This is a genomic window from Novosphingobium sp. HNCC26BN242, from assembly GCF_057180525.1.
In genome coordinates this window covers 12,281-35,860 of the sequence record NZ_JBXUGM010000004.1, presented here as the reverse complement: position 1 = coordinate 35,860, position 23,580 = coordinate 12,281, and the positions used below count along the sequence as shown (strand labels likewise).

Genomic DNA, 23,580 nt, shown 5'->3' with positions numbered 1-23,580 from the left:
CCACTCCTAAGGATCATTCCGCTGGCAATGCGGGCAGACCGTGGCGTCTAGGCGGACGGGTTCGCGACACCAGACGCAGCGCACCAGTTTGCCGGTCGCAAGCCCGCGCCGAATCTCCTGCGCGGGATCGCGGCTGATCACGATGGCGGCAAGCAAGGCCACCGGGCCGAACAGGATGGCCAGCAGCAGGAACCCGCAGCCACTCCTGCCCTTCGACCATGCGATAATTGCAGCGAGAATGGCGCAGACAGGCCAGACGACGACAAGCAGCGCTAGTTCGATCATCCAAGCGTTCCGTTGCCTGCCTCTAGCCCACGAATGAACGCCTCGACCTTCGACTGATTCAGTGCGTCCAGTCGCGCAACCATGTCGATGACCAGACCAGCCTTTGTCGGATCACGTGATAGCAGCTCGCCAGGTTCGCAATCGTAAATCTCGGCCAGCGCCTCAAGAATCCGCTGCGTGTAGATTTGCTTGCCGTTCTCGATGCGCGACAAGCTGGCGTTGGTTTTTGGGATTAGCGGATCTTCGAAAACCGCCAGTCGGTTCAGCACCTCATCTTGGGTCAAGCCCCGATGTTTTCGCCATTGGCGGAAATAAATGCGGTGCGGTGCCATGCCAGCAACATTCCTACATACCGCGTAAGAAATGAATGCCGCCGGGTGTAATCTGGGCTTGACCGTTGGGTTACATGGGGTGTAACTAATCGTCATGACCTTAGACGCCTATCTCTCGCAAGACGGCATGACCGCTGCGGCCCTCGCCAAGCTGGCCGGAACGACCGGCGCTTCCATCAACCGACTTCTGTACGGCGAGCAAAAACCGTCCGCCGATATGATCCGGGCCATTGTCGGAGCAACTGGCGGGAAGGTCACTGCCGACGATCTAATTTTCGGCGCTCCCCGCGCCAAATCTCCCAAGCAGGCAGCCTGATGACCGAAGCCCTCCAACTCCTGACCTACGCCATCGCCGTGATCGCATGGCTGTGCATCGCGCTGCCCACCATCGCCACGCCGGGCTGGCAGGATGATGAGGGCTTTCACGCTTTCGCCGACGGGTTTCTCAATTCGTTCCATAACGGAAGCTTCTAACCATGCCGCCGAAGCAAAAATATCTCTTTGATATTCCGCCATCTAGCAAAATTGCCGAGGCGGCACGGTCCATCATCCTGTCGGTGAAGCGTGACCACGTGGTCACCAATGCGCAGATCGGCGCGCTGTTCGATGCCAGCGCAGACACGGTGCAGCGGCTTGAGGACATGGAAACCAAGAAGGTTCCAGCGTCCTTTATCACTGCCATCGGTGCCGCATTCGGAACCCAATACATCCAGCCTTACATGGCGCTGTTCGGGTGCCGTGCCGTTCCGCAGCACTGCGAAGAGGTGATCAACGCGGTTCCGGCTGTGGCGCTGTTCATGTCCAAGCTGGCCAGTGCATCGATCAACGGTGGGGCGCGGATCAATCATCAGGCGCTGGCCGATATCATGCCCAGCCTGCGCGATGTGGATGCCGTGGTTTCCAGCCTGCGGGCGATGGCGGCTGATCAGGGGATTGCGGCGTGAGCTATCAGATCCTCCACGGCGTTCTTATGGCCGCGCACCGCGTTGGCCGCATCCGCCCTGATCAGATCATGAGCAAAACGCGCAATCATGGTGTGGTCAGAGTGCGCCAAGCCGTGATGTATGCGCTTTGCCAGCGAACTGAGTGGACGACGATCCTGATCGGCCGGCATATGGGGCGCGACCATTCTACGGTTATCTACGCCCGCGACTTTGTGGCTGGGATGATCGGGGCGGATGCGCATTTGGCCCGACTGGTCAACTCGATGATGCAAGCGCCCGAAGTGTCAATGGCTGATTATGACCGGTGGGTGCGCGGGCTAAACGGTATCGTCGAACCGAAGCCACGACCCTTGATGCTCAAACCGGTTGAACGCGGCGCACCAACGCCAGCGAAAGCCGTCTGCATCGAAGGTCTCTCTGCCAAGAAGATCAAGTGGTTCTCGTCGATAGACGAGGATGGCCACTGCTATGGCGAACGTTTCATGCAGCATGATTTGCGGCGCGGTTCTGAGCGGCTGCGCAAGGCGATTGTAAGGGCGCTGGCCGCGTGATGCCCCTGCGCGCCTCCGAACATGCCATCGAGCGCTATATTGAGCGCGTGCAAGCCCTGCCCCGCGAGGAAGTGGTGGGCATTCTGACCGGTGCGTCTTTCCGTGCCGCCGTCCGCATCGGTGCGCGTGTCGTGCGCTTCCCCGGGCGGGCGCGTGCCCTGATCGCATATGGCCGCAACAACGCGGTCGTCGTCACCGTCGTGCCTGAGCGCGGCATTCCGAAAACGCTGTGGCCCTACCGTTTGGGTGGGCCGGTTCCGATCCGGTGTTACCGGCAATGGGGGGACTGTTGATGACTGACGTTTCCGCGAAAGAAGCGCGCTGGGCCGAACAGGATCGCATCGCGATGGCCATGCTCACCAAGGCTGCTGACATGGGTGATCAGTGCCCGTCGAACTATGTGCTGGCGTTCGCATGCGGTGTCTCTGCGGCGAATGGTGCGTGTGTCATCATTGCCCGACTTGAACAACGCGGGCTGATCACGGTGCAGCGCAGTTCACGTCAGCGCAAGGTCACCATTGTCGCAACGGGCAAATCGACCAACGAAGTGATTCACGTCGAGCGTGATTATGGGCACGGCAAGAGGTCAAAGACCCAAGTTTCGGTAGCGCAACGCATCGCTGATCTAGCCGAGCGCGTTGCCGATGGCGCCACCATCCGCGCGGCTGCTGTCGCTATGGGCATCGGGGAGAGCACTGCGCTTGCCTATTGGGCGCAGATCAAGCGCGAACTGGGGTGGCAGGCTGTATGAGCAGAACAGGCATCCTTGCCGCGCTCAAAACGGGGCCGAAAACGACAGCGGAAATACTGCGCATCACCGGCACGTGTTCCGGTGATGTTGCGCGGACATGCGCCGAGTTGATCAAGAACGGCCTGATCAAGCGCGTTGATGGCACTTCGGGCCGTGGTTCCCGCGCAATCTATGCGCTGGTTGCCGAGACGCGCGCTGCGCCCGAACTCAAGCCACAGACCCGCTTTTTCCGTGGCCGATCAGGTGTGTCGCAACCGGAAATCCCAGACACCTATGTCGAGCGTGACCCGTGCTTTCGGTGTGGCGTGCGCGGCGATGTCGGCTGCAGCCATCGGAGGGCAGCATGACCCGCGAAGAACAACAGGCCGTCGCATGGGCGGTGAAGCTGCTCGACGGCTTTTTCGCGCTTACCGGCATGGACCCAAAGCCCGAGAACCGTGCGCGGTTTGAGACGCTGCGTGGGTTGGCGCGGGGGGTGCGGGGGTGATCCAGCTCAGGCCCTATCAGCAGGCCATGATCGATGGCGGACGCGCTGCGTATCGTGATCGCAAGCGCGCTGTGCTGTTCAACCTGCCGACCGGTGGCGGCAAGACCGTGACGGCTTCGACTATCGTGCATGGCGCTGCGCAGAAGCAGAATGTCGTCTGGTGGTTGTGCCATCGGCGCGAATTGGTTGCGCAGGCCAGTCAGACCTTCCACGCGCTGGGCATTCCGCACGGCACGGTGCAGGCTGGTTATGTCTCGAACCCGCAAGCGCTGGTGCAGGTCGGTTCCATCCAGACCGTGGCCAAGCGCCTGGCTGAATTGCCCGAACCAGCGCTGATCGTGTTCGACGAATGCCACCATATCGGGGCGGCGTCGTGGTCGGACATTTTCAACGCATTCCCGCGCGCCAAAGTGCTGGGCCTGACTGCAACGCCATGGCGGCTTGACGGGCAAGGTTTGGGCCGGTGGTTCGAGGTGATGATCGAAGGGCCTACGGTCGCCGAGCTGATCGAAAATGGCAGCCTTTGCCGGTATCGCCTGTTCGCGCCTGCCACGCCCGATCTGTCTGGAGTAGGCACAACAGCGGGCGATTATCAGCGTGGCGCATTGGCCAAGGCGATGGATAAGCCGCAGATCGTGGGTGATGCGATTGGGCATTACCTGAAGCTGTGCCCCGGCAAGCGCGCGGTTGCCTTCGCTGCTGGTGTCGAAAATTCAAAGCACATCGTGGCGCAATTCATCGCCGCTGGCATTCGGGCCGAACATGTCGATGGGGCGATGACCGCCGATGAACGTGACGCGGCGGTTGACCGGTTCCGCCGCGGTGAAACGCTGGTGCTGTCAAATTCTGACCTTTTCGGTGAGGGTTTTGACGTTCCGGCGATTGAAGCGGCAATCCTGTTGCGGCCTACCAAGTCGCTGAGCCTTTATCTGCAACAGGTTGGGCGCGCGCTTAGGCCGTGCGATGGCAAGACTGAAGCCATCATCCTCGATCACGCGGGCAATTCGCTGATCCATGGCCTGCCCGATGACGTGCGCGAATGGAGCCTAGAGGACCGCGAAAAGAAGTCCCGCGCGGTTCCGTCCGAAGTGCCGATCAAGCAGTGCTCGGAATGCTTCTTCGTCTACCGGCCCGCGCCGAAGTGTCCGCAGTGTGGGCATGCGCCTGAGGTCAAGGCGCGCGAGATTGAGGTGGTTGAGGGGACGCTGGCTGAGGTCACCGCTGTGCCGCGCGCCAAGTTCAAGGAACAAGGCCGCGCCAATAGCCTTGATGATCTGATCCGGTTGGGCCGCGAGCGTGGGTATAAGTCGCCGGAATTTTGGGCGCGCAAGGTCTGGGCGTCTCGGCAGGGCAAATCCTCTCAGGGGAGGCGCGCGGCATGAGCTGGTCCCCGCAACAAGAGCGCGCCATTGCCGATGTGACGGCATGGCTGAAAGACCCGCGCGGCAAGCAGGTATTTCGCCTGTTCGGTTATGCTGGCACCGGCAAGACGACGCTGGCCAAGGAACTGGCTGCGACGGTGAATGGTACGGTGCTTTACGCCACGTTCACCGGCAAGGCGGCGCTGGTCCTGCGCAAGAAGGGTTGCGAGGGCGCGTCGACGATTCACAGCCTGATTTACAAGGTGGATGTCAACGAGCGCACCGGTGAGGCGACGTTCAGCCTGAATTCCGAAAGCGATCTGGCCGACGCGAAACTGCTGATCGTGGACGAGGTGTCCATGGTTGGCGAGGAACTGGCCAAAGACCTGCTGACATTCGGCAAGCGCATTCTGGTGCTGGGCGATCCGGCGCAGTTGCCGCCGGTCAACGATGAGGGCTTTTTCATCAACTGCGCGCCCGACGTGATGCTGACCGAAGTGCATCGCCAGGCACAGGACAACCCAATCATCCGCATGAGCATGGATATTCGCGAGGGAAACCGCCTGAAGCTTGGAACCTATGGCGACAGCCTTGTGACCACGCGCGCCGATATTGGCGGCGACCGGCTGCGCGAACTGGTCATTGGAGCTGATCAATTGCTGTGCGGCCTGAACCGCACCCGCATTTCCTACAACCGCCGTATTCGCGCGATCAAGGGCCTGCGCGGCAAGGTAGAGGAATGGCACCCGACCGCTGGCGACCGCCTGATTTGCCTGAAAAACAAGAAGGACAAGGCGCTTTTTAACGGCGGCATGTGGTCCACCGATGCTGTGGCTGACAAATTCGGTTGCCTGTCGATTGAAGTCACATCGCTGGATGAAGAGCGCGACCCGCTGACTGTGGAAGTTGCCGAGGAATTTTTCGTTGGCGCGGAACACAAGATCGAATGGCGCGAACGTCGCAAGTATGACGAGTTCACCTTTGGCTGGGCGATCACGTGCCACAAGTCGCAGGGCAGCCAGTGGAACGACGTTGTCATTTTTGATGAAAGCGGCGCGTTTCGCGATGCCCGGGCGAACTGGCTTTACACTGCTGTGACCCGTGCAGCCGAGAAAGTGACGGTGGTTCAATGACCCAGCGCCACACCGACCTCGTCCACGAAATCCGCCTGTTCATCAGCGAAATCGGCGGCTTTTCCGTCCCTGTCGATACTCCCGGCCTGCTCTACACCCGCGACGGACGCCCGGCCAAATTCGGCACCAAGGGCGCGCTCGATATCGCGGCGACGGTAAAGGGCAAGTCGGTCTGGATCGACGCCAAAACCGGCTCCGACCGCCTGAAGCCTGAACAGGTCAAGTTCGCCAACGCGGTCAACCGGGCCGGTGGCATCGCGTTCGCGGCCTATTCCACGGACGATGTGCGCGACCGCCTGACATTGGAGGGCCTGATTGATGGCAACTAGCCCTTACGACGCCGAAGTGATCACGGCGGCCCACTGGATCGCAGCCACGCACGAAAACCCTATCGAAGCGATGGGGCCTGATGGCTGGAACTACTTCCGGGCATATCGCCGCGATATCGAGCGCGAGACGCCGGCAAAGGTGTGGTGGCATCTGCCGTTCGATCATCCCGCAATCGCCAGAGCACTGCGCATTGATCGCACCCAACCCGGCGCGACTTATGCGCTGGCACCGTTCCGCTACCTTAAGGACGGCGACCGGCATTTGATCCTTGCGGCCTATCCGTGTCCACACGTGTTCGCACCGATCGATATGGATTGGCTAGGCATCGAAACCGTGATGGCTTGGGAGCCTGCCACCGGCAAGGTTGAAGTGCTGACGGATGACCGGCCGCAACTGGTCGGACGCCTGACCGAAGACGACAATACCGTTTTTGCAGATCCGCGCGCGTTCTTCACCGCATGGATGCGCGCGCGGGCTTGGTATGCGACCGCGAGGCAACAGGCTGCATACCAGACATGGACCGCTGTTCCGCCGGAACTGGACGTGCTGCCCGGCGCGCTGATCGTTGGTGATCCCGATGCCGTCCACTGGCCCACCGCGACCATGCCGCGCCATATCCAGTGCGTTGGCATCGAACCCAAGCGCGTCAATCGCGCAATCCTGAAATCCGCCTGTTTGCCCATGTGCACCGGCTTTGACACCGCGAGGGCAGCATGATCATGGCTGAAGTTATCGACCTCTATTCATGGAAAGGGCGGCTTTCCGTCTCGAAGCAGGGCGTCAAAAAAACTGTGACCAACCTGCTCATGTATCTCGAAAACCTGCCGCAATTTGGCGAAAATCTGCGCTGGAATTCGCTGGCCCACACTGTCGAATGGAACGGTCGCCCGCTTGAAGAGCACCAGCTGATCGACATTCGTGTCATCCTCGAAGCGCACCAGTTTGAACCGCAGAAGGGCGACCTTTTGCCGGCTGTCATCAGCCACGCGCGCACCAACACATATCACCCAATCCTCGACTATCTTGAGCCGTTGAAATGGGATGGCACCAATCGCCTCGACCATTGGCTGCGCGTCTGCATGGGTGCTGTCGATACGCCGTTCACTCGCGCCGTTGGCCGCAAAACACTGATCGCTGCTGTGGCGCGCGCTTTTCAGCCAGGGTGCAAGGTTGATACGATCCTGATCTTCGAAGGACCGCAAGGCATCCGCAAATCAACCGCAATCGCCACACTTTTCAGCCCCGCCCTGACTATGGAAACGGTGAACCTGTTCGACCAGCACAACAAGATGGTCATGAACATGATGGGCAAGTGGTGTGTCGAACTGGCCGAATTTGTCGCGGCGCTGCGCAAGGACGAGGATTCGGTCAAAGGCCTTGTCTCGATGCGCACCGACCGCGTGGCACTGCCCTACGCGAAATCGTCAACCGATCATCCCCGCAGCGTGGTTTTCATCGGCACCTACAACCCAGATGGCATGGGTTACTTCAACGACACCACCGGCAATCGCCGCTATTGGCCGGTGCAGGTCACCAAAGCCAATATCGAGAAGATTGCAGAGGTTCGCGATCAACTCTGGGCAGAGGCGGTGCACCTCTATCGCGCTGGCGAACAGTGGTGGCTGTCTGATGATGAGGAGGCGCTGGCAAAGGCTGAGGTCGAAAAGCGCGAATCCGTCGATGTGTGGCAGGAAATTCTTTTCGAGAAGCTGGTGCGCGCTGGTATCGCCAGCACATCTGTTGGCGCGGCCTTGAAAGAGATCGGCGTTCCAGCTGAGCGCATGGACAAGAAGGCCCGCAACCGCGCGGCCAAAGTCCTGCGAAACCTTGGCTATGAGGCGGAAAAGAGCCCCGGCAAAGATGAGGAAGGCCGGTCGATAAAAATCTTCAGGAGGGCCACGGGATGACCCTCTACCAACTCCTCTACCATCGTTCTACCATCTCGTTTTTCGGGAAAGATGGTAGCGCGCGCCGTTCATGTAACTGCCGCGCTAGATTAACACACCTTCTATCATCATCTCCGTTTCGGGAGATGGTAGAAAGGATGGTAGAATGCCGTTTTTTGCAAAAGTCCGCCATTTTTGACCTCTTTTTCTACTATCTACCTTCTACCTTCTTAAAGAGAGAAAATAAGAAAGAGGGGGGAGAATACGCCGCTAGAAAGAATACGCGCGTAAGGGTGGTAGTTGGTAGAGTGATCGCTGCACGCCCCGTGACAGGAGGCGCGCATGTCTGAGGCTCAATTCTACACCGGCCCCATCGACGCCGACCTGTCCAACCTCGATCCACGCGACACCGCTGCGTTCTGGGCCGAAGCTCTGAACACGAAAGCCACGGTGCGCGCGTCCATGCGTCAACGCTGGCCCGAATATCGCGGCAAGGTGCCTGATGCGCTGGCCCGCGACCTGATCAACGATATCGAAGCAAAGGGGGCGTCACATGCTTGAAGCTGCGACCATGACGCGCAAAACGATCCACATCCGCAACCAGGTCGAAACGCTGCCTCTGTTCGCTTGGAGCATGCAGGCGCGTCGTGGTGGCCGTCCCCGTTCCGGAACGCAGCCGACAAAGCACTGCCGCACCTGTGGCGTCCAGATCAGCCGCTACAGCCGTGGTCATTGTCGGGCTTGTGGTTACGTTGGCCTGAAGCGCAATTGCCCCGACGATTTCATGGCGGTGCTGCATCGGCTTGGATCACAGGGCGCTGCAAAGCACTTCAACGCCAGCCTGAGCACCGTGACCCGCTGGCGTCGTGAGGCTGGGATGGCGATGCATGAGCGGGCGCGTCGTGCCAGATCGGGTGGCCTGCCAAAACCGCGCGGTATCATCTGTTCCGGCCTGTTGCAGCGCGACGTGACCCTGCCCGGCCAAGCAGCGGACTACCTGCGGCAATACGGGTCGGTGCATCGCTGTGACGAGAAAGGACGCCCGAACGCCAAGGGCCGGTTCTGGCGGCGCAACTTCTCGGTGCTGAGTGATGACGAGATTATGGCCCGTGCTGTGAGGCTGGGCTGGAAGGCGATGGAGGTTTGATTATGAGCTGGATGAAACAGATCGACCGCAGCAAGTTCCCACGTAATGCATGGGTCATGTGCTCGTGGAATAAACAGGCGCGCAAGTGGTTCTGCGCTTTGTTCCCAAACGCCGAAAGCACCAATGATGAACCCATTGCGATGGGCAAGGGTGATGATCCTGTTGAAGCGATGCTTTCGATGACCGTTGCGCTCGGCGCCCTTTCTGAAACTGGCGAATGGAGGGGGTGATGGGTCTCACCGACAAGCAGCATAGGTTCGTCCAAGAGTATCTCAAGGATTTGAACGGCAAGCAGGCGGCCATACGGGCAGGTTACAGCGCGAAGACGGCTGAGATGCAGGCATCGCGCCTGCTAAGCTATGCCAAGGTCTCACAGGCTGTCTCAGAGGCGAAAGCGGAAAGGTCCGAAAAGACCAAAATCGATGCGCAATGGGTTCTGACTCGCCTTGCCAGCGATGCGACGGCTGACCTTGCGGAGCTTTACGACGAGGCGGGCAATCTGAAGCCGATTCACGACTGGCCGATGGTGTTCCGCACCGGCTTGGTCGCGGGCATTGAGGTTGAGGAATTGTTCGAGGGGCGCGGGGAGGACAGAGCGCCGATCGGTCGTGTCCGCAAGATCAAACTGCTTGATCGCACCAAAGTGGTTGAGCTGGTTGGCAAGCACGTCGATGTGTCGGCCTTTAAGGAAGGGGGCGGCTCCACAGTCAACGTCAACATCTCCGCCCCCACCTACCGCGTCGTCCAAGAATGACCTCCGAAGTCATCGACATCTTTCCGGCCTATCGCGACTACCTGCAGCCCGCCCGCTTCAAGGTGGCCTATGGTGGCCGTGGTAGCGCCAAGACGCGCACGTTCTGCACGATCCTGACCAGTAACGTGCTCTACCATGGCTGGAGGGTTGTCGGGTTTCGAGAAGTAATGGAATCGATTGCCGACAGCGTTTATCAGGAGTTCGTCGCTGAGATCGAACGGCGCGGGCTCGATGATCATTTCGAAATCCTGAAAACCGAGATCAACTGCCGCACGTCCGGCGGCTGCATCAAATTCAGCGGCATCAAAGCCAACGCGACCCGCCTGAACACCCAGAAGCTCAAAGGCTTTTCGAACTTCGACGCGGCATGGCTTGAGGAAGCAAATCCGGTATCGGCGGAAAGTTGGCGCGCGCTGATCCCGACAATGCGCAAAGAGGGTTCGGAGATATGGGTATCGTTCAACCCTGAAAATCCGCTTGAAGACACCTACCAGCGCTTTGTCGCGGATCCGATGTATCCGGCTGAAAAGGATGGCCGCGCCTATTGCATCGTCAAGAAGATCAACTTCACCGACAACCCGCGTTTCCCCCGCGAATTGCGCGACGATGCCGAAATCATGCGGCAATCAGACCCAGAGCTTTATCGGCACGTCTATCTTGGCGAACCTGTGGCCGACAATGCGCTGTCGATCATCAAGCCGATGTGGATAGAGGCGGCGGTAGATGCTCACCTGCTCATCCCGAATTTTCCGACCGGCGGCGGCAAGATCGGTGGCTTCGACGTGTCCGGCGGTGTCGAGGGCGATGTCGCGGCACCGAAGACGCAAGACCCGAACGCGATGGCATGGCGCTATGGCTGCATCCTGTCCGGCCTTGAGGAATGGCACGACGACAACCCCAACGCAGCGGCGGCCCATGCCTATGCCTTGGCGCGGCGCGAACTGCTCGATACGCTGCACATCGACGATATCGGCGTCGGCGCATCGGTGCCGGGCGAATTGCGCAGGCTTGAGACAGAGGCGCGCAATCATGCTTCTGTGACCGGCATTGCGTTCCGGTCCTGTCGTTTCAATGGCTGGACTGCGTCGGAATCACCGGATCGGCCGGAGCGCGAATATCAGCCCGGAAAGACGCACGGCGACATGTTCGCCAACCTGAAGGCGCAAGGCTGGGGACTGCTTGCCGACCGGTTCCGCAACACCTGGCAGGCGCGCAATGGCCTGCCCTTTGACAGCAAGATGCTGATTGCAATCCCGTCCGGCCTGCCCATGCGTGACAAACTGGCCGCTGAACTTGCCCAGCCACGTCGGGAAAGCATCAACGGACGCATGAAGGTGGAGAGCAAGAAGTCGCTCAAGAAGCGCGGCATTCCGTCGCATAACCTTGCCGACGCTGCTGTCATGGCGTTCTGGGAAGGGCGTGGCGGTATGATCATCAACCCCGACGCCCTACGCGCCGCTTAATCCGGCCCGCGCACGATGCGCATCACCGCCTCGGTATCACGCTCACCCACTGCCAACCGCACCGCTTCGACCTCGGCATCATCCAGCCCAAGCCCGCGCAACATCGCCTCCTGATCGGCCCAACTGGCGGTGGCTTCGAACGCGGCGATGAGCAAATCGTCAAGACTGAGCATCGGCGCACCGTAGCACATCGCAGACGCGCGTAACATGGACCTTACACGTTCGGCCCAAGAGGTTTCATGTTCAACCGCATTCGAGCCGCATGGCGCGCGCTGTTCAGGTCCACCACTGCCATGCCGGTTCACGCCGAAGTCATGGCCCCTGAGCCGCGTCGTGGCATTTCCATGGCTGCGATCTGGGAAGCGGGTAGGCATAGCGGCTCTGTGGTCTACATGCCGGAACAGACCTTTGCGCGCGCTGAACCGATGCCCGGAACGCTACCCGCTGGCATGGCGCTGGATAGCATGCCCGGCACTGGCGACATCAGCTCCTACGCCGCGCAACAGGCCTATCACGAGGGCTTGGGCTTTCTCGGCTACCCCTATCTCGCTGAACTTTCCCAGCGCGCCGAATACCGGCACGTCGCATCGATCTGGGCGGAACACTGCACCCGCAAGTGGATCAAGATCGTTGGCCCGGACGCGAAGGTGAAGGCCATCGAAGCTGAGTTGCAGCGCCTTGCCGTGCGCGAACTGTTCCGGGAAGCCATCGAGAAAGAATGCTTCTTCGGGCGTGTGCAAATCTTCATGGACTTCGGCGATTACGACCGCCCCGTTGAACTGGCTGCACCGCTGGTCATGGACAACCGCAAGATCAGCCAGAAGCGGCCCTTGAAGCGCTTGGCCGTGGTGGAGCCGATGTGGAGCTACCCCGGCGTCTACGATGCGACGAACCCGCTCGCCCCGGATTTCTACAAGCCAGCATCGTGGTATATGTCAGGCCGGATCGTGCATGCCTCGCGCCTGCTGACCATGGTGGGCCGTCCGATGCCCAACATGCTGAAACCGGCCTATGCGTTCGGCGGTGTGGCCCTGACGCAAATGTGCAAGCCCTACGTCGATAACTGGTTGCGCGCCCGGCAATCGGTGTCGGACCTGATCCATTCTTTTTCGGTGATGGTGCTGAAGACGAACATGGAGGCTGTTCTTGGCGGGGACGCTGGCGACGGCTTGTTCATGCGTGTCGATATGATGAACAAGACCCGCGACAATCGCGGCACCTACGTCATCGACAAAAACATGGAGGATTTCAGCAACGTCTCCGCCCCTGTCGCTGGCCTCGACAAGCTCCAGGCACAGGCGTTGGAGCAAATCGCGTCCGTCTCCGGCATTCCGCTGGTGATCCTGCTCGGCATCACGCCATCGGGCTTGAACGCCAGCTCTGAGGGCGAAATCCGCGTCTTCTACGATAAGATCATGGCCTACCTCGAAAAGGTCTGCGGTCCCGAACTGCACAACCTGTTGCAGGTGATCCAGCTCAGCCTGTTCGGCGATATCGACCCCAAGGTCACGTTCGAGTTCGAATCGCTGTGGGAAATGTCGGACGCGGACAAGGCGCTGATCCGCAAGACCGATGCCGAAGCCGATGGCGTCTACATCGACAAGGGCGTGATTGATCCCGATGAATCGCGCGCCCGTCTGAACGATGAGGTGGGCGGGATGTATGCCGGCGCGTTGTCTGGGCCTGCTCCGGGGGTGCCTTATGATCCGTTTGAGGACGAGCCGGAGCCGACTGAGGCGGCGTAATGCTCACCCCCATCCGCCCCGCAGCCGCGATCCGCAACCGCTACGAAGCGCGCGTTCATGCCCTGCTCGACATCATGAGCGCGGACCTGATCAAGGCGATCAAGCGGCAATGGAACAGCGACGAGCCCGAAACCGTGCTGCTCGGCGCGGACAAGTCGGCATCGGCGGCGCTGGGCGAATTGATGGCGCGGCTTGGCAAGCATTGGCAGAGCCGGTTTGATGATCTGGCTGACAACATGGCGGATTACTTCGCGTCTGCGGTCAAGAAACGCTGCGACCTTACCCTTGCCGGCCAATTGCGCAAAGCAGGCTTCACGGTGCAGTTCAAGATGACGCCAGCGATGCGTGACGCCTATAACGCCGTGCGCACCGAGAACGTCAGCCTGATCAAGTCCATCGGAAGCCAGCACCTCGACAAGGTGGAGCAATTGGTGATGCAATCGGTATCGCAGGGCCGCGATCTGGGCGCGCTGACCAAGGAATTGCAGCGGCAAACCGGCGTATCGAAGCGGCGGGCGTCGTTCATCGCGCGCGACCAGAACAACAAGGCCACGGCCACGATGCGCTCCGTCCGCGAACAGGAATCAGGCATCACCGAAGGCATCTGGATGCACAGCGGCGGCGGAAAAGAACCGCGCGCGGAGCATAAGTCATTCTCCGGCAAGCGCTTCAAGCTGTCCGAGGGGCACGACTTCGGCGACGGCTTCGGAAAAGTGCTGCCGGGACAGGCAATCAACTGCCGATGCACGTGGCGGCCTGTAATCCCCGGCTTCGAGTAAGCCCGCGCGCCTGCGTATCCTGACATTACGGAGGAACATTACGCATGGCATCGTCTCTCGTCGATCTGGTCAAGATCAATGTCAGCAACAGCGGAACCGGCGCAATCACGCTTGGCTCTGCGGTTGAAGGCTACCGGGGCCGCGAAGTCCTGACCAACGGCACGGTCTATTCCTATTCGATCCAGCAAGGTTCGGCATGGGAGTTCGGGCGCGGAACCTACCTTGCGGAATCGGCGCAGTTCATCCGGTCGGTGGCCGATAGCTCGAACGGTGGTGCGGCGATTGCGTTGAAGGCTGGGGCGCAGGTGGCGTTTACGGCGCTGAGCGCGGACCTGACGCCACAGGTGCAGTTGACGGAGCAGATTGCCGCTGATCGAACGGCGGCTGAGACTGCGGCGGGCGTTGCTACAACTGCGGCGGGCACGGCTACTACTGCGGCCGGGACTGCCACTACCAAGGCTGGTGAGGCTGCGGCGAGTGCGCAGGATGCTGCTGACCAAATCCCGCTTGTCGAGGCAGCGGGGGCTGAACAATCCGCGCTTGTCACAGCAGCCGGAACCGCAGTCGCCAGCACAGCCGCGCTCTACGCCAACGGCCTGTCCAACAACGACTACGCCATCGAATACGAAAGCGTCGGCGCCCTCAATCAAGCCACGCTGGCGTCAAACGTCGGCGTCTATCAGGTTGGTCTGGTCAACGGGACGCACATCTTTACCGGCGATGTGGTCACTGGGTTGCGATGGCTTTGGGCGGCTGCAACCGGCACTGTGACCACAGAAATCCGGGTATGGGAGCGCAACGTCGCGGGTGCGACCGGCGCGGGCACGCTGAACAATGCAGCCCCTATCGCCACGCATGACACGCTGATTGCGACGATCACGACCACACCGGCAGCGCTGGGCATCACGACCGGCACAAGCAATCCGGCACAAACGAACAATCTTGCTCTTGCCGTGCCGATCACGGTGAAGGCGGGCTTTGATCTGATGTTCCAATTCCGCAACTTGGGCGGCTCAAGCGCTGTCGTGAACTGCGGTATTGCCTACATCGCGGGCACGGCGGGCAGTCAACGGCGCGCGGGCTTCACGGCATTGACCGCCACGCCCACCACGTTCGTTGCTATCAGCACGACACGCCTACCTTCGATCACGCTGCTCAAGAACGTGCAGAAAACGCGCCTGCCTGCGACGGACGAAACGCTGCGCACGCTGTCTGACAACAAGGCAATCGAGACGCTGGCCAGCATGAACCAGCGCAACGTGCAAAACCTCTATGCGTCGGCTTCTCTGTTCCCGACAACGCTTGCCACGCCTGCCTCTTTCTGGGGTGACAGCCTGACGTTTGACGCAACCGCAGGGCAACCGATCACCGGCTATCGTCTGACCGAAGTTGTGGACGCACTGACGGTCGGCACGGTGAACAACTACGGCATCAACGGGCAGACTTCGGCACAGATTACCGCGCGTGTCTCGGCGGCGTCGGGCACCGATCTGGCAGGCTTCAACCGGGTGATGCAGGGCACCAACGACCTCGCCGCTGGCCTGCCGTCTGCCATCCTTGCGAACTATGCCACGTGCGCCGCTGCGTTCACGAATACCAACTTCCTTATGTCGTCCCCGTGGATGACGGGTGTGCAGGCGGGTTCGGTCAATGGCCGCAAGATTGGCGATATCCGCACCGGCCTGCTTTCTACCTACGGGGCAAAGGCGCTGGACAGCCAAGCATTCTGGGCGCGGTATGGTTTTAATGCGACTGACCAGGTTGCAGCACGGCGCGGGGCGGTTCCGACCGATCTGACCGTTGACCAGTTGCACAAGGCAACGGCGGGCGGGCTTATTCATGGCCATATCCACGCCGCCGCACTGATTGCACAAGCAGGCGGTGCGCCGTTCGTGCATGACGATATCGTGGGCATCAAGAACGGCGATGCATCGGGCACGGCCATCATCACGCCGCGCATATTGGGCACTGGTTACAACTTCACGATCCTTGCCGGGAATGAAGACGGCGCGGTGCAAATCAACCGGACGACCGGCGCTATCACGCGCACCGCAAGCCCTATTCTCCAACCCTACCGCGAAGTGTTTGTGGAAGGCGAAAACAACCGTGGGCGCGGTCGCAATGGCCGTATCATCACGGTGCAGCAGATGGACGGCACGACGCCGAACAAGGTGGTCCGCGTGCGGGGTAATGGCGCGTCTCTGCTTATGCCGCGCTTTGACTTCGCGGCAACGGCGGGGCCTGAGGCAACTATCGTCTTGGCCGTTCGCCAGACGCGGCGCGCAAGTGGTGTATCGAACCTGATGACCTACGGCGGCAACAACGGGGGGATCCTTGATCAAACCGGATGGGATATGCGCGTCAACTGGCGCGGTGCGGCGGGCGCAAGTTTGGGTACGCAAACAGTGAACGTGGAAAGTCCTAGCCTCGTCAACTTTTACGCCTTCACTTTGAAAACCGACACGGGTGTGATGCGGTCGCGGTTGAACCTTGGCACGCCGGTAACATCGGGCGCGGTCACAGCAGCAAACATCGACCTTGCTGGCATCGCCTACCTGTTCAGCAATGGCGGTGATACCGCACCGTGGGCTGGCGATATCCTGATGATGGCCGTCTATGGGGCCTATTACGATATCACCAGTGACGCGATTATCGGCAACTGGTGGGACAATACCACTCGCCTGCCAAAGGACATTGGTAACGGCACGGCGGGCGGGGCTTTCGCTGTACCGCTGATCTACGTTCGCGGCATGGCTGGCGATTACATCCTTGGCAAGAACTACGGAACCGGTGGCGATCTGCACGCGCAAATTCCGCTGTCTGGGCGGGATGTTGGGTTTGTGGACGTGGATTTGTAACCGCGCCAGAAAGGATACCAAAATGACCACCCTCCTCCTGGCCATGGACCGCGCCACAGTCCGCCGCCGCGATGTCAACGGCTACATGCACGTCGAGGTGTCGAACATCTCGAAGGCGAACGTGTGCCCTTACTACGGTTCGGAGATCCCCGAATGGCAGACGCTCGGCCTCGAACCGGACAAGCTCTATCAGCTCTACCGCTGCCCTGATGAACTGGCGCGCGGTGCCGATACGTTCAACAACGTGCCCCTGCTTTCCCAGCATGTGCCGGTGGTTCCCGAAGACGGCCTGCCCGAAGACCTGATCATCGGATCAACCGGCACCGATGCGATGTTCGATGGCGTCTATCTGCGCAACAGCCTCGTGGTCTGGTCTGCGCTCTATCAGGAAGCAATCGAGGATGGCCGCCAGCGCGAACTCAGCTGCGGCTATCGGTATCGTGCCGACATGACTGCCGGGCAGACGCCAGAGGGTTTGCGTTACGACGGTGTAATGCGTGACATCATGGGCAACCACGTTGCGCTGGTGATTGAAGGGCGCGCGGGACCAGACGTTGTAGTCGGAGATGACGTTATGAAGCTCAAGTCGCGCACAGCGCTGATGATTTCCGGGGCTTTGCAGTCCCATATTCGCCCGCTGCTTGCCGCAGACGCCAAGGTCGATCTGGCCCCAGTGCTGATCGCGTGTGACGCGGCCAGCCTTGCAAAGGACGGTTCGGCCAAGAAGCTGGCTGACAAGGTCGCTGCGCTGGTGACCCCGCATCTTGCCACTGACAAGGCTCTGGACCCCAACGTCCTTGCCGCTGCCATCGGTGCCGTCACTCCTCTCGCGCTCGACGAAGACAAGATCGCCGAAGACGAGGACGAGGACGACGAGGTCAAGGGCGAAGATGAAGACCCCGAGGCCAAGGAAGCCGAGGACGAGGACGACGACAAGGACGACGTGAAGGGCATGGATGCCACTTCGGTCCGCAAGCTCATTTCCGAAGCCGAACAGCGTGGAGCCCGTCGGGTCGCAGCGATGGATCAGGCCAAAGCCGATGTTGCGCCACTGGTCGGCGAAGTCGTCGGAATGGACAGCGCAGAGGCGATCTACCGCTTCGCGCTCGACAGCGTCGGTTTCGACAAGTCGGCCACGGACAAGGCTCCGCTGGCCACGTTGCGCGCGATGGTTGGCCGTGAGGCTGAGCGCACCAATTCCGCCTCAACCAAGATCACCTTCGATGCTGCCGCCGCCAAACGGGCGAACGACAGCTTCGCAGAACTCTACGGGAGCAAGTAAGTCATGCCCGGTTTCCAGACCTCCGTCGGCCTGAATCAGGCCTATGCTGTCCCCGGTACGCTGCTTGTCACGTACCCTTTCACCAGCGTTGCCGCGACAACCGGTGAACTGCTTGCAGGCTCTGCTGGCGTCACCATGGCCCGATTTGCTTGGGCGCACAACACGACCGGCGTCGTTTCGAACGGCAAGCCCAATCAGTTGCTGTCCGCGCGCTGCGGTCTTGTGACGCGCTCCAGCGGCGTTGCTTCGATCACTGATTATCTCGGCGAAGCCAGCATGCTTATCGCGCCGGGCCGTGAAGTCACGCTTTACGACAGCGGCCATGCCATCATTGCATGCCCTGCCAGCGGTGCAGCTCCCGGCCAGAAGGTGTTCGCATCCTACTTCGACGGCTCGTTCACGGTAGGCACCGCAGGCACCCCCACAACCTCGACACTATCGGTCACCACGACCAGCGGCTCGGCGACGATTAGCTTTACCGGCGGCAATCTTGCTCCTGGCATGCCGATCACGGGCACTGGCATTCCGGCAAGCTCGTTTGTCGCTACCGTCAATGCAGGCGCGGGCACGGCAACACTCGCCAACGCCGCTGGTGCAGCCGCGAACGCCACAGCCAGCGCCACCGTGACCGCAACCATCTCCGCATACGAAACTCGCTTCTTCGTGAAGACGGGCGGCGTGTCCGGCGAAGCCATCATCATTTCCGACAAGGGTTTCTGATATGCTGACCGCACGTCTCGCAGACCACCGCGCCCGCCTTGCTCAAGACGGCATCATCCTCGATGGTGTCCGCGAGTATCTCCCTGCCGATTGGCGCAACAAGAACGGCGGCACGTCCATTGCCATGGACGCTCAACCCGCGTTGTTCACCGCGCCAAACGCTGGTGTGCCGTCGCTGTTCACCACTTACGTCGATCCTCGCACCATCAAGGTGGTCTATGCACCAACCGTGGCGGCCGAGTTCTACGGCGAAGAGAAGATCGGCGATTGGACAACGACCGAATTCAAGTTCCCGCTGACCGAACTGACCGGCCACGTGACCGCCTATGGCGACTTCAACGAGGGCGGCGATTCCAGCGCGAATGCCAACTGGGTTACGCGCCAGTCGCACTATTTCCAGACCCACACCAAGTGGGGCGAACGCGAACTGGCCATGTATGGCGAGGCGCGCGTTGACTGGGCTTCGCTGCAGTCGGAATCGTCGGCCAACACCATCGCGCGCGCGCAGAACGAATTCCAGTTCTTCGGCGTGGCTGGCCTGCGCTGCTACGGCGGCATGAACGATCCGGCGCTGCCCGCTGCAATTTCGCCCACCACGAAAACTGCAGGCGGCCTGACATGGGCTGTCGGCACGGTGATCGAAATCTACAACGACTTCGTGAAAATGTATACCGCGCTGCAGACCGCCTTGCCCGCGCTGGTGAACATGTCCAGCGAGCTTGATGTGGGCATTCCGAACACGCTTGAGCCGTTCCTTGCCAAGACCAACGACTTCGGCAAGACGGTCAAGGAAATCATTCAGCAGTCGTTCCCGAACGTCCGCTTTGTGGTCATTCCGCAGTTCGTCACCGGCTCGGGCAACCTGATCCAGATGAAGCTGCGTTCGCTTAACGCGCTGCCCGTCACCATGGCGCAGTTCACGGAAAAGATGCGCATGCATCCTGTGATCACCATGGAATCGGGCTGGAAGCAGAAGCAGTCGGCGGGCACTGCTGGCACGACCATCCGCTATCCCATGGCTATTGTTCAGATGTTGGGAGCGTAAGATATGGCTGCTGCAAACACCGTCACCGTCTGTTCGAAACTGCCTTGGGATTTCGTCGCCGAAGCTGGTGGCAAGTCCGTCACCTTTGCGGGTGCCAAGGCGATTGACCCTATCGACGGCAAGTCCGCTTACCTGACGGCGGGTTACGGCCTGACGCCGGGTGTCGATGCCGAATGGTTCGACCTCTGGCAGAAGGAAGTGACGCCGGAGTTCGGCCCGCTCAAGAACATGTCGGTCTTCGCCGAAGCCACCCCCAAGGCCGCTGATGCTGCCAAGGAACTCGCCAAGTCCGTGAAGTCTGGCCTCGAACAAAAGTCGGACAAGGAAGTCGGCGTAGAAGCGGCGAAGGAATAACCTCATGGCCGTAGCGGTGTTCAACTACGCCGCGTGGATTGCGAGGTATCCAGAGTTCACAGGGGCGGTCAGCGAAGAGCGGGCCGCCCTCTTCTTTGCCGAAGCTGGGCTTTATCTCGACAATACCGACGCTTCGATTGTGCAGGACGCGGCTGTGCGGCTCGTTCTGCTCAACATGCTCGTCGCCCACATCGCGGTGTTGGCGGGGGCTCTGGAACCGGGCGGCAAACCTTCCGGGCTGGTGGGGCGTGTGTCGTCGGCATCAGAGGGGGCGGTTTCGGTTTCGACCGATACCGGCCTGATGCCTGGCACTGCCGTCTGGTTCCAGCAGACTGCTTACGGTCTGTCGTTCTGGCAGGCGACCAAGCCCTACCGATCCGCGCGCTATGTCGCTGCTCCGGCCTACAACTTCGAACCGCGAGGGCGTTCGCTGTGGCAGAGGTAAAGGGCGGCGAGAGGCTGGAACAAGCGCTGAGGCAAATCCGCGACAAGGTTCGCAAGGGTTCTGAAGTGCGCGTCGGCTTTCTCGAAAATGCCACCTATCCCGATGGCACCAAGGTTGCGACCGTGGCAGCGCTCAACAATTTCGGTGCGCCCGCTGCTGGCATTCCGGCCCGTCCGTTCTTTTCGCAGATGATCGCCAAGCAGTCACCGGGATGGGGCGACAAGTTCGCCACCGTGCTGACAGCCGTGGATTATGACGCAGACGCAGCGCTGGGCATGATGGGCGACGGTATCGCAGGGCAATTGCGACAGGCGATTGTCGAGACCGATTCCCCGCCGAACAGCCCTGTTACAAACCTGTTGAAGCAGCGATTCCCGATGGGCGATGGCATGGACTTCTCTGACGTGCAGCAGGCCCGTGCCGATGTTGCAGCGGGCGCGACGGCTCCGGCGGGCAAGCCATTGAGTTGGTCGGGGAACATGCTGGCTTCGGTGGATAGGGAGGTAAAATGATCCGCCTCCGCTCCATGGCCAACCGGCTGACGTCCGGCGTCAACCCCAACGTGCCCGCCACGCTGCTGGTCAGCACTGGCTACACCACGAACACGGCGGGGCTTCAGGTGCCGTCCTATGCCGCGCCGGAGACGGTCACGCTTCAGGTGCAGGCATTGACGCAAAAGGAGTTGCAGCACCTCGACAAGCTCAACATCACGAACGGGCAGGCCGGTGTGTTCATTGATCGCCAGTTGAACAGCGCCGATCGCACCACGGGCAGCGGCGGCGATATGTTCGAGTTTGCTAATTCGCCCAGTATTCCGGCCGATCTGCGCGGCTCAAAATGGCTGGTGGTGGCTTTGCTTGAAGGCTGGCCCGGTTCTGGCTGGTGCCGCGCCGCAATCACAAGGCAGATGGCATGACGCCCTCTCTCACCCTGACCGATGCCTTCACGGCGTTGCGGGCTTTCCTTGTCAGCATTCTGCCTGCCCAGACTGAAATTGTGCAGGGGCAGACCAATCGTGTGCCGATGCCGCAGCGTGGTGATTTCGTCGTCATGACCCCGGTGCGCTTCGAACAGATGGCCCAGACCGTGCATGCGCTGACACCACCGACCTCGCCCGCCCCAGCCCTTGGCACGGACGAAATTGCGCGGTCCATGGCGCTGCATCTCCAGATCGACGTCTACGGCCCTGTGTCCGCAAATAATGCCACGGTGATCACGACGTTGCTGCGCGACAGCTATGGCACCGAAGCATTCACCGGCACCGGGCTTAATCCGCTCTATGCCGAAGACCCGTTTCAAATGCCCCTTGTCGCGGGCGAACAGCAGTGGATTCAGCGCTGGACAATCCGCGCCGCGTTGCATGGCCACTTCGCCGTGACCGTGCCGCAGGGCTTTGCTGATACGCTGATTACAGAGTTGTCGGAGGTTTCTTCATGATATCCAGCATTCCCGCGTCGGCGATTGTCAGCGTTCAACCCGCCGTTATCGATGCCGGTGGTTCGGGCCTTGATCTTGTCGGCCTTTTCCTCACCGATTCTGCGCAGGCCCCTGTCGGCTCTGTGCTGTCGTTTGCCACCGCCGCCGATGTTGCCGCCTATTTCGGGCCGCTCAGCACGGAAGCGACACTGGCGGCCACGTATTTCGCTGGTTACGACGGCTCGCTGATCAAGCCCGCAAACCTGCTGATCAGCCGATACGCGACCGCTGATGCTGCGTCCTATCTGCGCGGTGGCAGTGTCGCCAGCCTCACCCTGACGCAGTTGCAGGCGCTTACCGGCACACTGACGATCACGGTCAACGGTTCGGCCAAGACCAGCTCGTCAATCAACCTCAGCGCCGCCACCTCGTTCAGCAACGCCGCCACGATCATTGCGGCGGCCTTCACCACCCCCGGCTTCGTCGTCAGCTATGACAGCATTTCGGGCGGCTTCCTGTTCACCAACTCCACCGCTGGTGCAGCCTCCACAATCACCGTGGCAACCGGCACGCTGGCCGCCGGGCTTAAGCTGACCACGGCAACCGGCGCGATCACGTCGCAGGGTGCTGATGCCTATGTCCCCGGCGTTGCAATGGCGGCGGTCATTGCCCTGACGCAGGACTTTGTGTCGTTCTCCACCACGTTCGAACCCACCGATGCCGACAAGCTGGCGTTCGCGGCATGGGTCGATGCGCAGAACAGCCGCTATCTCTATGTGGGCTGGGATGATGACAGCGCGGCCACGGTCAACGGCGATACCACGTCGTTCGGCTCGAAGGTGCGCGATGATGGCCTTGGCAGCGTTGCGCCGATCTATGATCCGAACAATGGTGCCAGCGTTGCAGCGTTCCTGATGGGCGCGATTGCGTCGATTGACTTCAACGCCGAGAATGGCCGCGCCACGTTGGCATTCCGCACCGGTGCCGTCACGCCCGGTGTTTCGAACGCCACCATCGCGAACAACCTGCAGGCGAATGGTTACAACTACGTCGGCAGGTTCGCCACGGCCAATGACCAGTTCGTGTTCCTCTACCCCGGCCAGTGCAGCGGCGATTTCGATTGGATCGATTCGTTCATCTGCCAGGCATGGATGAACAACGCATTCCAGCTCGCGCTCATGAACCTGCTGACCGGCGTCGGTTCGGTGCCGTATAATGCCGAGGGCTACGCTTTGATCGAAGCCAGCCTTCGCGGCGTAATCGATCAGGCGCTGTCGTTCGGTGCGATCCGGGCTGGCGTGGCTCTGTCCGCTCAGCAGATTGCCGAGGTCAACGCAGCAGCCGGTGGCGATATCGCGCAGGCTTTGGAACAGCAGGGTTGGTTCGTGCAGGTCGGTGTTGCATCGGCTCAGGTGCGCACCGCACGTGGTTCGCCGCCGATCAAGGTATTTTACCTTGATGGCCAGTCTGTGCAGCAAATCAGCCTCACCTCTGTGAACGTCCAGTAAGGGG

The 23,580-nt window shown here is 60.7% G+C and carries 33 protein-coding genes; 30 read left to right on the top strand and 3 right to left on the bottom strand.

What is annotated here, in order from left to right; translation table 11 throughout:
• Positions 1-6 precede the first annotated feature (6 nt).
• Positions 7-285 (bottom strand): hypothetical protein, encoded by a 279-nt coding sequence (locus AC2A1F_RS15410; protein WP_484209671.1) that lies wholly within the window; start codon positions 283-285, stop codon positions 7-9.
• Positions 282-617 (bottom strand): helix-turn-helix domain-containing protein, encoded by a 336-nt coding sequence (locus AC2A1F_RS15405; protein WP_484209670.1) that lies wholly within the window; start codon positions 615-617, stop codon positions 282-284. Before AC2A1F_RS15405 ends, AC2A1F_RS15410 begins: the two co-directional genes overlap by 4 nt.
• Before the next feature lie 94 nt (positions 618-711).
• Here AC2A1F_RS15405 and AC2A1F_RS15400 point away from each other — a divergent pair, with 94 nt between their 5' ends.
• From AC2A1F_RS15400 to AC2A1F_RS15315, 18 genes are all read left to right on the top strand, one after another.
• Positions 712-933, top strand: coding sequence for a helix-turn-helix domain-containing protein (locus tag AC2A1F_RS15400; RefSeq protein ID WP_484209669.1), 222 nt, complete (start codon positions 712-714; stop codon positions 931-933).
• Positions 933-1,091 (top strand): hypothetical protein, encoded by a 159-nt coding sequence (locus AC2A1F_RS15395; RefSeq protein ID WP_484209668.1) that lies wholly within the window; start codon positions 933-935, stop codon positions 1,089-1,091. The genes AC2A1F_RS15400 and AC2A1F_RS15395 overlap by 1 nt, the downstream gene beginning before the upstream one ends.
• 2 nt (positions 1,092-1,093) lie before the next feature.
• A complete protein-coding gene (locus tag AC2A1F_RS15390; RefSeq protein ID WP_484209667.1) occupies positions 1,094-1,561 on the top strand; it encodes a hypothetical protein in 468 nt (155 codons plus the stop codon).
• Positions 1,558-2,112 carry a helix-turn-helix domain-containing protein gene (locus AC2A1F_RS15385; protein ID WP_484209666.1) on the top strand — a complete coding sequence of 185 codons (555 nt, stop codon included), beginning with the start codon at positions 1,558-1,560 and terminating at the stop codon, positions 2,110-2,112. The genes AC2A1F_RS15390 and AC2A1F_RS15385 overlap by 4 nt, the downstream gene beginning before the upstream one ends.
• Positions 2,112-2,405, top strand: a complete 294-nt coding sequence (locus AC2A1F_RS15380) for a hypothetical protein (protein WP_484209665.1) — start codon at positions 2,112-2,114, stop codon at positions 2,403-2,405. Before AC2A1F_RS15385 ends, AC2A1F_RS15380 begins: the two co-directional genes overlap by 1 nt.
• The gene (locus AC2A1F_RS15375; protein WP_484209664.1) at positions 2,405-2,863 is read left to right on the top strand and encodes a hypothetical protein; all 459 of its coding nucleotides are present in this window, start codon (positions 2,405-2,407) and stop codon (positions 2,861-2,863) included. The genes AC2A1F_RS15380 and AC2A1F_RS15375 overlap by 1 nt, the downstream gene beginning before the upstream one ends.
• A complete protein-coding gene (locus tag AC2A1F_RS15370; RefSeq protein WP_484209663.1) occupies positions 2,860-3,210 on the top strand; it encodes a hypothetical protein in 351 nt (116 codons plus the stop codon). The genes AC2A1F_RS15375 and AC2A1F_RS15370 overlap by 4 nt, the downstream gene beginning before the upstream one ends.
• Entirely contained in the window at positions 3,207-3,350 is a 144-nt protein-coding gene (locus tag AC2A1F_RS15365; protein ID WP_484209662.1) for a hypothetical protein, read from the top strand. Before AC2A1F_RS15370 ends, AC2A1F_RS15365 begins: the two co-directional genes overlap by 4 nt.
• Entirely contained in the window at positions 3,347-4,732 is a 1,386-nt protein-coding gene (locus tag AC2A1F_RS15360; RefSeq protein ID WP_484209661.1) for a DEAD/DEAH box helicase, read from the top strand. The genes AC2A1F_RS15365 and AC2A1F_RS15360 overlap by 4 nt, the downstream gene beginning before the upstream one ends.
• Positions 4,729-5,844 carry an ATP-dependent DNA helicase gene (locus tag AC2A1F_RS15355; protein ID WP_484209660.1) on the top strand — a complete coding sequence of 372 codons (1,116 nt, stop codon included), beginning with the start codon at positions 4,729-4,731 and terminating at the stop codon, positions 5,842-5,844. Before AC2A1F_RS15360 ends, AC2A1F_RS15355 begins: the two co-directional genes overlap by 4 nt.
• Positions 5,841-6,173, top strand: coding sequence for a hypothetical protein (locus tag AC2A1F_RS15350; RefSeq protein ID WP_484209659.1), 333 nt, complete (start codon positions 5,841-5,843; stop codon positions 6,171-6,173). Before AC2A1F_RS15355 ends, AC2A1F_RS15350 begins: the two co-directional genes overlap by 4 nt.
• On the top strand, positions 6,163-6,891 hold the full coding sequence (locus AC2A1F_RS15345; protein WP_484209658.1) for a hypothetical protein: 729 nt from the start codon (positions 6,163-6,165) through the stop codon (positions 6,889-6,891). The genes AC2A1F_RS15350 and AC2A1F_RS15345 overlap by 11 nt, the downstream gene beginning before the upstream one ends.
• Positions 6,892-6,893: 2 nt before the next feature.
• Complete coding sequence (locus AC2A1F_RS15340) at positions 6,894-8,081, top strand: virulence-associated E family protein (RefSeq protein WP_484209657.1); 1,188 nt, start codon at positions 6,894-6,896, stop codon at positions 8,079-8,081.
• Positions 8,082-8,402: 321 nt separating this feature from the next.
• On the top strand, positions 8,403-8,621 hold the full coding sequence (locus AC2A1F_RS15335) for a hypothetical protein (RefSeq protein ID WP_484209656.1): 219 nt from the start codon (positions 8,403-8,405) through the stop codon (positions 8,619-8,621).
• The gene (locus tag AC2A1F_RS15330) at positions 8,614-9,207 is read left to right on the top strand and encodes a hypothetical protein (RefSeq protein ID WP_484209655.1); all 594 of its coding nucleotides are present in this window, start codon (positions 8,614-8,616) and stop codon (positions 9,205-9,207) included. The genes AC2A1F_RS15335 and AC2A1F_RS15330 overlap by 8 nt, the downstream gene beginning before the upstream one ends.
• A 2-nt stretch (positions 9,208-9,209) precedes the next feature.
• Positions 9,210-9,437, top strand: coding sequence for a hypothetical protein (locus tag AC2A1F_RS15325; protein ID WP_484209654.1), 228 nt, complete (start codon positions 9,210-9,212; stop codon positions 9,435-9,437).
• A complete protein-coding gene (locus AC2A1F_RS15320) occupies positions 9,437-9,961 on the top strand; it encodes a terminase small subunit (protein WP_484209653.1) in 525 nt (174 codons plus the stop codon). Before AC2A1F_RS15325 ends, AC2A1F_RS15320 begins: the two co-directional genes overlap by 1 nt.
• The gene (locus AC2A1F_RS15315) at positions 9,958-11,424 is read left to right on the top strand and encodes a PBSX family phage terminase large subunit (RefSeq protein ID WP_484209652.1); all 1,467 of its coding nucleotides are present in this window, start codon (positions 9,958-9,960) and stop codon (positions 11,422-11,424) included. The genes AC2A1F_RS15320 and AC2A1F_RS15315 overlap by 4 nt, the downstream gene beginning before the upstream one ends.
• Here AC2A1F_RS15315 and AC2A1F_RS15310 read toward each other — a convergent pair.
• Positions 11,421-11,633 (bottom strand): hypothetical protein, encoded by a 213-nt coding sequence (locus tag AC2A1F_RS15310; protein WP_484209651.1) that lies wholly within the window; start codon positions 11,631-11,633, stop codon positions 11,421-11,423. The two genes, AC2A1F_RS15315 and AC2A1F_RS15310, sit on opposite strands and share 4 nt — an antisense overlap.
• 30 nt (positions 11,634-11,663) lie before the next feature.
• On the opposite strand from AC2A1F_RS15310, the gene AC2A1F_RS15305 reads away from it, so the two are divergent.
• From AC2A1F_RS15305 to AC2A1F_RS15250, 12 genes are read left to right on the top strand one after another with little or no spacing between them, the layout of a single operon-like run.
• Positions 11,664-13,169, top strand: a complete 1,506-nt coding sequence (locus tag AC2A1F_RS15305; RefSeq protein ID WP_484209650.1) for a DUF1073 domain-containing protein — start codon at positions 11,664-11,666, stop codon at positions 13,167-13,169.
• Positions 13,169-13,948, top strand: coding sequence for a phage head morphogenesis protein (locus AC2A1F_RS15300; RefSeq protein WP_484209649.1), 780 nt, complete (start codon positions 13,169-13,171; stop codon positions 13,946-13,948). Before AC2A1F_RS15305 ends, AC2A1F_RS15300 begins: the two co-directional genes overlap by 1 nt.
• 44 nt (positions 13,949-13,992) lie before the next feature.
• Positions 13,993-16,806 (top strand): hypothetical protein, encoded by a 2,814-nt coding sequence (locus tag AC2A1F_RS15295; RefSeq protein WP_484209648.1) that lies wholly within the window; start codon positions 13,993-13,995, stop codon positions 16,804-16,806.
• A gap of 22 nt (positions 16,807-16,828) precedes the next feature.
• The gene (locus AC2A1F_RS15290; RefSeq protein ID WP_484209647.1) at positions 16,829-18,088 is read left to right on the top strand and encodes a DUF2213 domain-containing protein; all 1,260 of its coding nucleotides are present in this window, start codon (positions 16,829-16,831) and stop codon (positions 18,086-18,088) included.
• A gap of 3 nt (positions 18,089-18,091) precedes the next feature.
• The gene (locus tag AC2A1F_RS15285) at positions 18,092-18,808 is read left to right on the top strand and encodes a gp53 minor capsid family protein (protein WP_484209646.1); all 717 of its coding nucleotides are present in this window, start codon (positions 18,092-18,094) and stop codon (positions 18,806-18,808) included.
• A gap of 1 nt (position 18,809) precedes the next feature.
• Positions 18,810-19,853: a hypothetical protein gene (locus tag AC2A1F_RS15280; RefSeq protein ID WP_484209645.1), complete on the top strand. Its 1,044-nt coding sequence runs from the start codon at positions 18,810-18,812 to the stop codon at positions 19,851-19,853.
• A gap of 3 nt (positions 19,854-19,856) precedes the next feature.
• A complete protein-coding gene (locus AC2A1F_RS15275) occupies positions 19,857-20,207 on the top strand; it encodes a hypothetical protein (RefSeq protein ID WP_484209644.1) in 351 nt (116 codons plus the stop codon).
• Between the two features lie 4 nt (positions 20,208-20,211).
• On the top strand, positions 20,212-20,652 hold the full coding sequence (locus AC2A1F_RS15270; protein WP_484209643.1) for a DUF4054 domain-containing protein: 441 nt from the start codon (positions 20,212-20,214) through the stop codon (positions 20,650-20,652).
• Positions 20,640-21,164, top strand: coding sequence for a hypothetical protein (locus AC2A1F_RS15265; RefSeq protein ID WP_484209642.1), 525 nt, complete (start codon positions 20,640-20,642; stop codon positions 21,162-21,164). Before AC2A1F_RS15270 ends, AC2A1F_RS15265 begins: the two co-directional genes overlap by 13 nt.
• Positions 21,161-21,568 (top strand): hypothetical protein, encoded by a 408-nt coding sequence (locus AC2A1F_RS15260; RefSeq protein ID WP_484209641.1) that lies wholly within the window; start codon positions 21,161-21,163, stop codon positions 21,566-21,568. Before AC2A1F_RS15265 ends, AC2A1F_RS15260 begins: the two co-directional genes overlap by 4 nt.
• Positions 21,565-22,089, top strand: a complete 525-nt coding sequence (locus tag AC2A1F_RS15255; RefSeq protein WP_484209640.1) for a phage neck terminator protein — start codon at positions 21,565-21,567, stop codon at positions 22,087-22,089. Before AC2A1F_RS15260 ends, AC2A1F_RS15255 begins: the two co-directional genes overlap by 4 nt.
• On the top strand, positions 22,086-23,576 hold the full coding sequence (locus AC2A1F_RS15250) for a DUF3383 domain-containing protein (protein ID WP_484209639.1): 1,491 nt from the start codon (positions 22,086-22,088) through the stop codon (positions 23,574-23,576). The genes AC2A1F_RS15255 and AC2A1F_RS15250 overlap by 4 nt, the downstream gene beginning before the upstream one ends.
• Positions 23,577-23,580: the final 4 nt, after the last annotated feature.

Excerpts from the sequence above, each read along its gene's own strand:
- AC2A1F_RS15355 (WP_484209660.1), top strand. The coding sequence starts at position 4,729 with ATGAGCTGGTCCCCGCAACAAGAGCGCGCCATTGCCGATGTGACGGCA.
- AC2A1F_RS15285 (WP_484209646.1), top strand. The coding sequence starts at position 18,092 with ATGCCCGGTTTCCAGACCTCCGTCGGCCTGAATCAGGCCTATGCTGTC.
- AC2A1F_RS15350 (WP_484209659.1), top strand. The coding sequence starts at position 5,841 with ATGACCCAGCGCCACACCGACCTCGTCCACGAAATCCGCCTGTTCATC.
- AC2A1F_RS15250 (WP_484209639.1), top strand. The coding sequence starts at position 22,086 with ATGATATCCAGCATTCCCGCGTCGGCGATTGTCAGCGTTCAACCCGCC.
- AC2A1F_RS15375 (WP_484209664.1), top strand. The coding sequence starts at position 2,405 with ATGACTGACGTTTCCGCGAAAGAAGCGCGCTGGGCCGAACAGGATCGC.
- AC2A1F_RS15320 (WP_484209653.1), top strand. The coding sequence starts at position 9,437 with ATGGGTCTCACCGACAAGCAGCATAGGTTCGTCCAAGAGTATCTCAAG.
- AC2A1F_RS15295 (WP_484209648.1), top strand. The coding sequence starts at position 13,993 with ATGGCATCGTCTCTCGTCGATCTGGTCAAGATCAATGTCAGCAACAGC.
- AC2A1F_RS15395 (WP_484209668.1), top strand. The coding sequence starts at position 933 with ATGACCGAAGCCCTCCAACTCCTGACCTACGCCATCGCCGTGATCGCA.
- AC2A1F_RS15290 (WP_484209647.1), top strand. The coding sequence starts at position 16,829 with ATGACCACCCTCCTCCTGGCCATGGACCGCGCCACAGTCCGCCGCCGC.
- AC2A1F_RS15380 (WP_484209665.1), top strand. The coding sequence starts at position 2,112 with ATGCCCCTGCGCGCCTCCGAACATGCCATCGAGCGCTATATTGAGCGC.
- AC2A1F_RS15410 (WP_484209671.1), bottom strand. The coding sequence starts at position 285 with ATGATCGAACTAGCGCTGCTTGTCGTCGTCTGGCCTGTCTGCGCCATT.
- AC2A1F_RS15275 (WP_484209644.1), top strand. The coding sequence starts at position 19,857 with ATGGCTGCTGCAAACACCGTCACCGTCTGTTCGAAACTGCCTTGGGAT.
- AC2A1F_RS15370 (WP_484209663.1), top strand. The coding sequence starts at position 2,860 with ATGAGCAGAACAGGCATCCTTGCCGCGCTCAAAACGGGGCCGAAAACG.
- AC2A1F_RS15280 (WP_484209645.1), top strand. The coding sequence starts at position 18,810 with ATGCTGACCGCACGTCTCGCAGACCACCGCGCCCGCCTTGCTCAAGAC.
- AC2A1F_RS15325 (WP_484209654.1), top strand. The coding sequence starts at position 9,210 with ATGAGCTGGATGAAACAGATCGACCGCAGCAAGTTCCCACGTAATGCA.
- AC2A1F_RS15270 (WP_484209643.1), top strand. The coding sequence starts at position 20,212 with ATGGCCGTAGCGGTGTTCAACTACGCCGCGTGGATTGCGAGGTATCCA.
- AC2A1F_RS15260 (WP_484209641.1), top strand. The coding sequence starts at position 21,161 with ATGATCCGCCTCCGCTCCATGGCCAACCGGCTGACGTCCGGCGTCAAC.
- AC2A1F_RS15300 (WP_484209649.1), top strand. The coding sequence starts at position 13,169 with ATGCTCACCCCCATCCGCCCCGCAGCCGCGATCCGCAACCGCTACGAA.
- AC2A1F_RS15330 (WP_484209655.1), top strand. The coding sequence starts at position 8,614 with ATGCTTGAAGCTGCGACCATGACGCGCAAAACGATCCACATCCGCAAC.
- AC2A1F_RS15400 (WP_484209669.1), top strand. The coding sequence starts at position 712 with ATGACCTTAGACGCCTATCTCTCGCAAGACGGCATGACCGCTGCGGCC.
- AC2A1F_RS15335 (WP_484209656.1), top strand. The coding sequence starts at position 8,403 with ATGTCTGAGGCTCAATTCTACACCGGCCCCATCGACGCCGACCTGTCC.
- AC2A1F_RS15305 (WP_484209650.1), top strand. The coding sequence starts at position 11,664 with ATGTTCAACCGCATTCGAGCCGCATGGCGCGCGCTGTTCAGGTCCACC.
- AC2A1F_RS15340 (WP_484209657.1), top strand. The coding sequence starts at position 6,894 with ATGGCTGAAGTTATCGACCTCTATTCATGGAAAGGGCGGCTTTCCGTC.
- AC2A1F_RS15390 (WP_484209667.1), top strand. The coding sequence starts at position 1,094 with ATGCCGCCGAAGCAAAAATATCTCTTTGATATTCCGCCATCTAGCAAA.
- AC2A1F_RS15255 (WP_484209640.1), top strand. The coding sequence starts at position 21,565 with ATGACGCCCTCTCTCACCCTGACCGATGCCTTCACGGCGTTGCGGGCT.
- AC2A1F_RS15405 (WP_484209670.1), bottom strand. The coding sequence starts at position 617 with ATGGCACCGCACCGCATTTATTTCCGCCAATGGCGAAAACATCGGGGC.
- AC2A1F_RS15345 (WP_484209658.1), top strand. The coding sequence starts at position 6,163 with ATGGCAACTAGCCCTTACGACGCCGAAGTGATCACGGCGGCCCACTGG.
- AC2A1F_RS15315 (WP_484209652.1), top strand. The coding sequence starts at position 9,958 with ATGACCTCCGAAGTCATCGACATCTTTCCGGCCTATCGCGACTACCTG.
- AC2A1F_RS15310 (WP_484209651.1), bottom strand. The coding sequence starts at position 11,633 with ATGTTACGCGCGTCTGCGATGTGCTACGGTGCGCCGATGCTCAGTCTT.
- AC2A1F_RS15365 (WP_484209662.1), top strand. The coding sequence starts at position 3,207 with ATGACCCGCGAAGAACAACAGGCCGTCGCATGGGCGGTGAAGCTGCTC.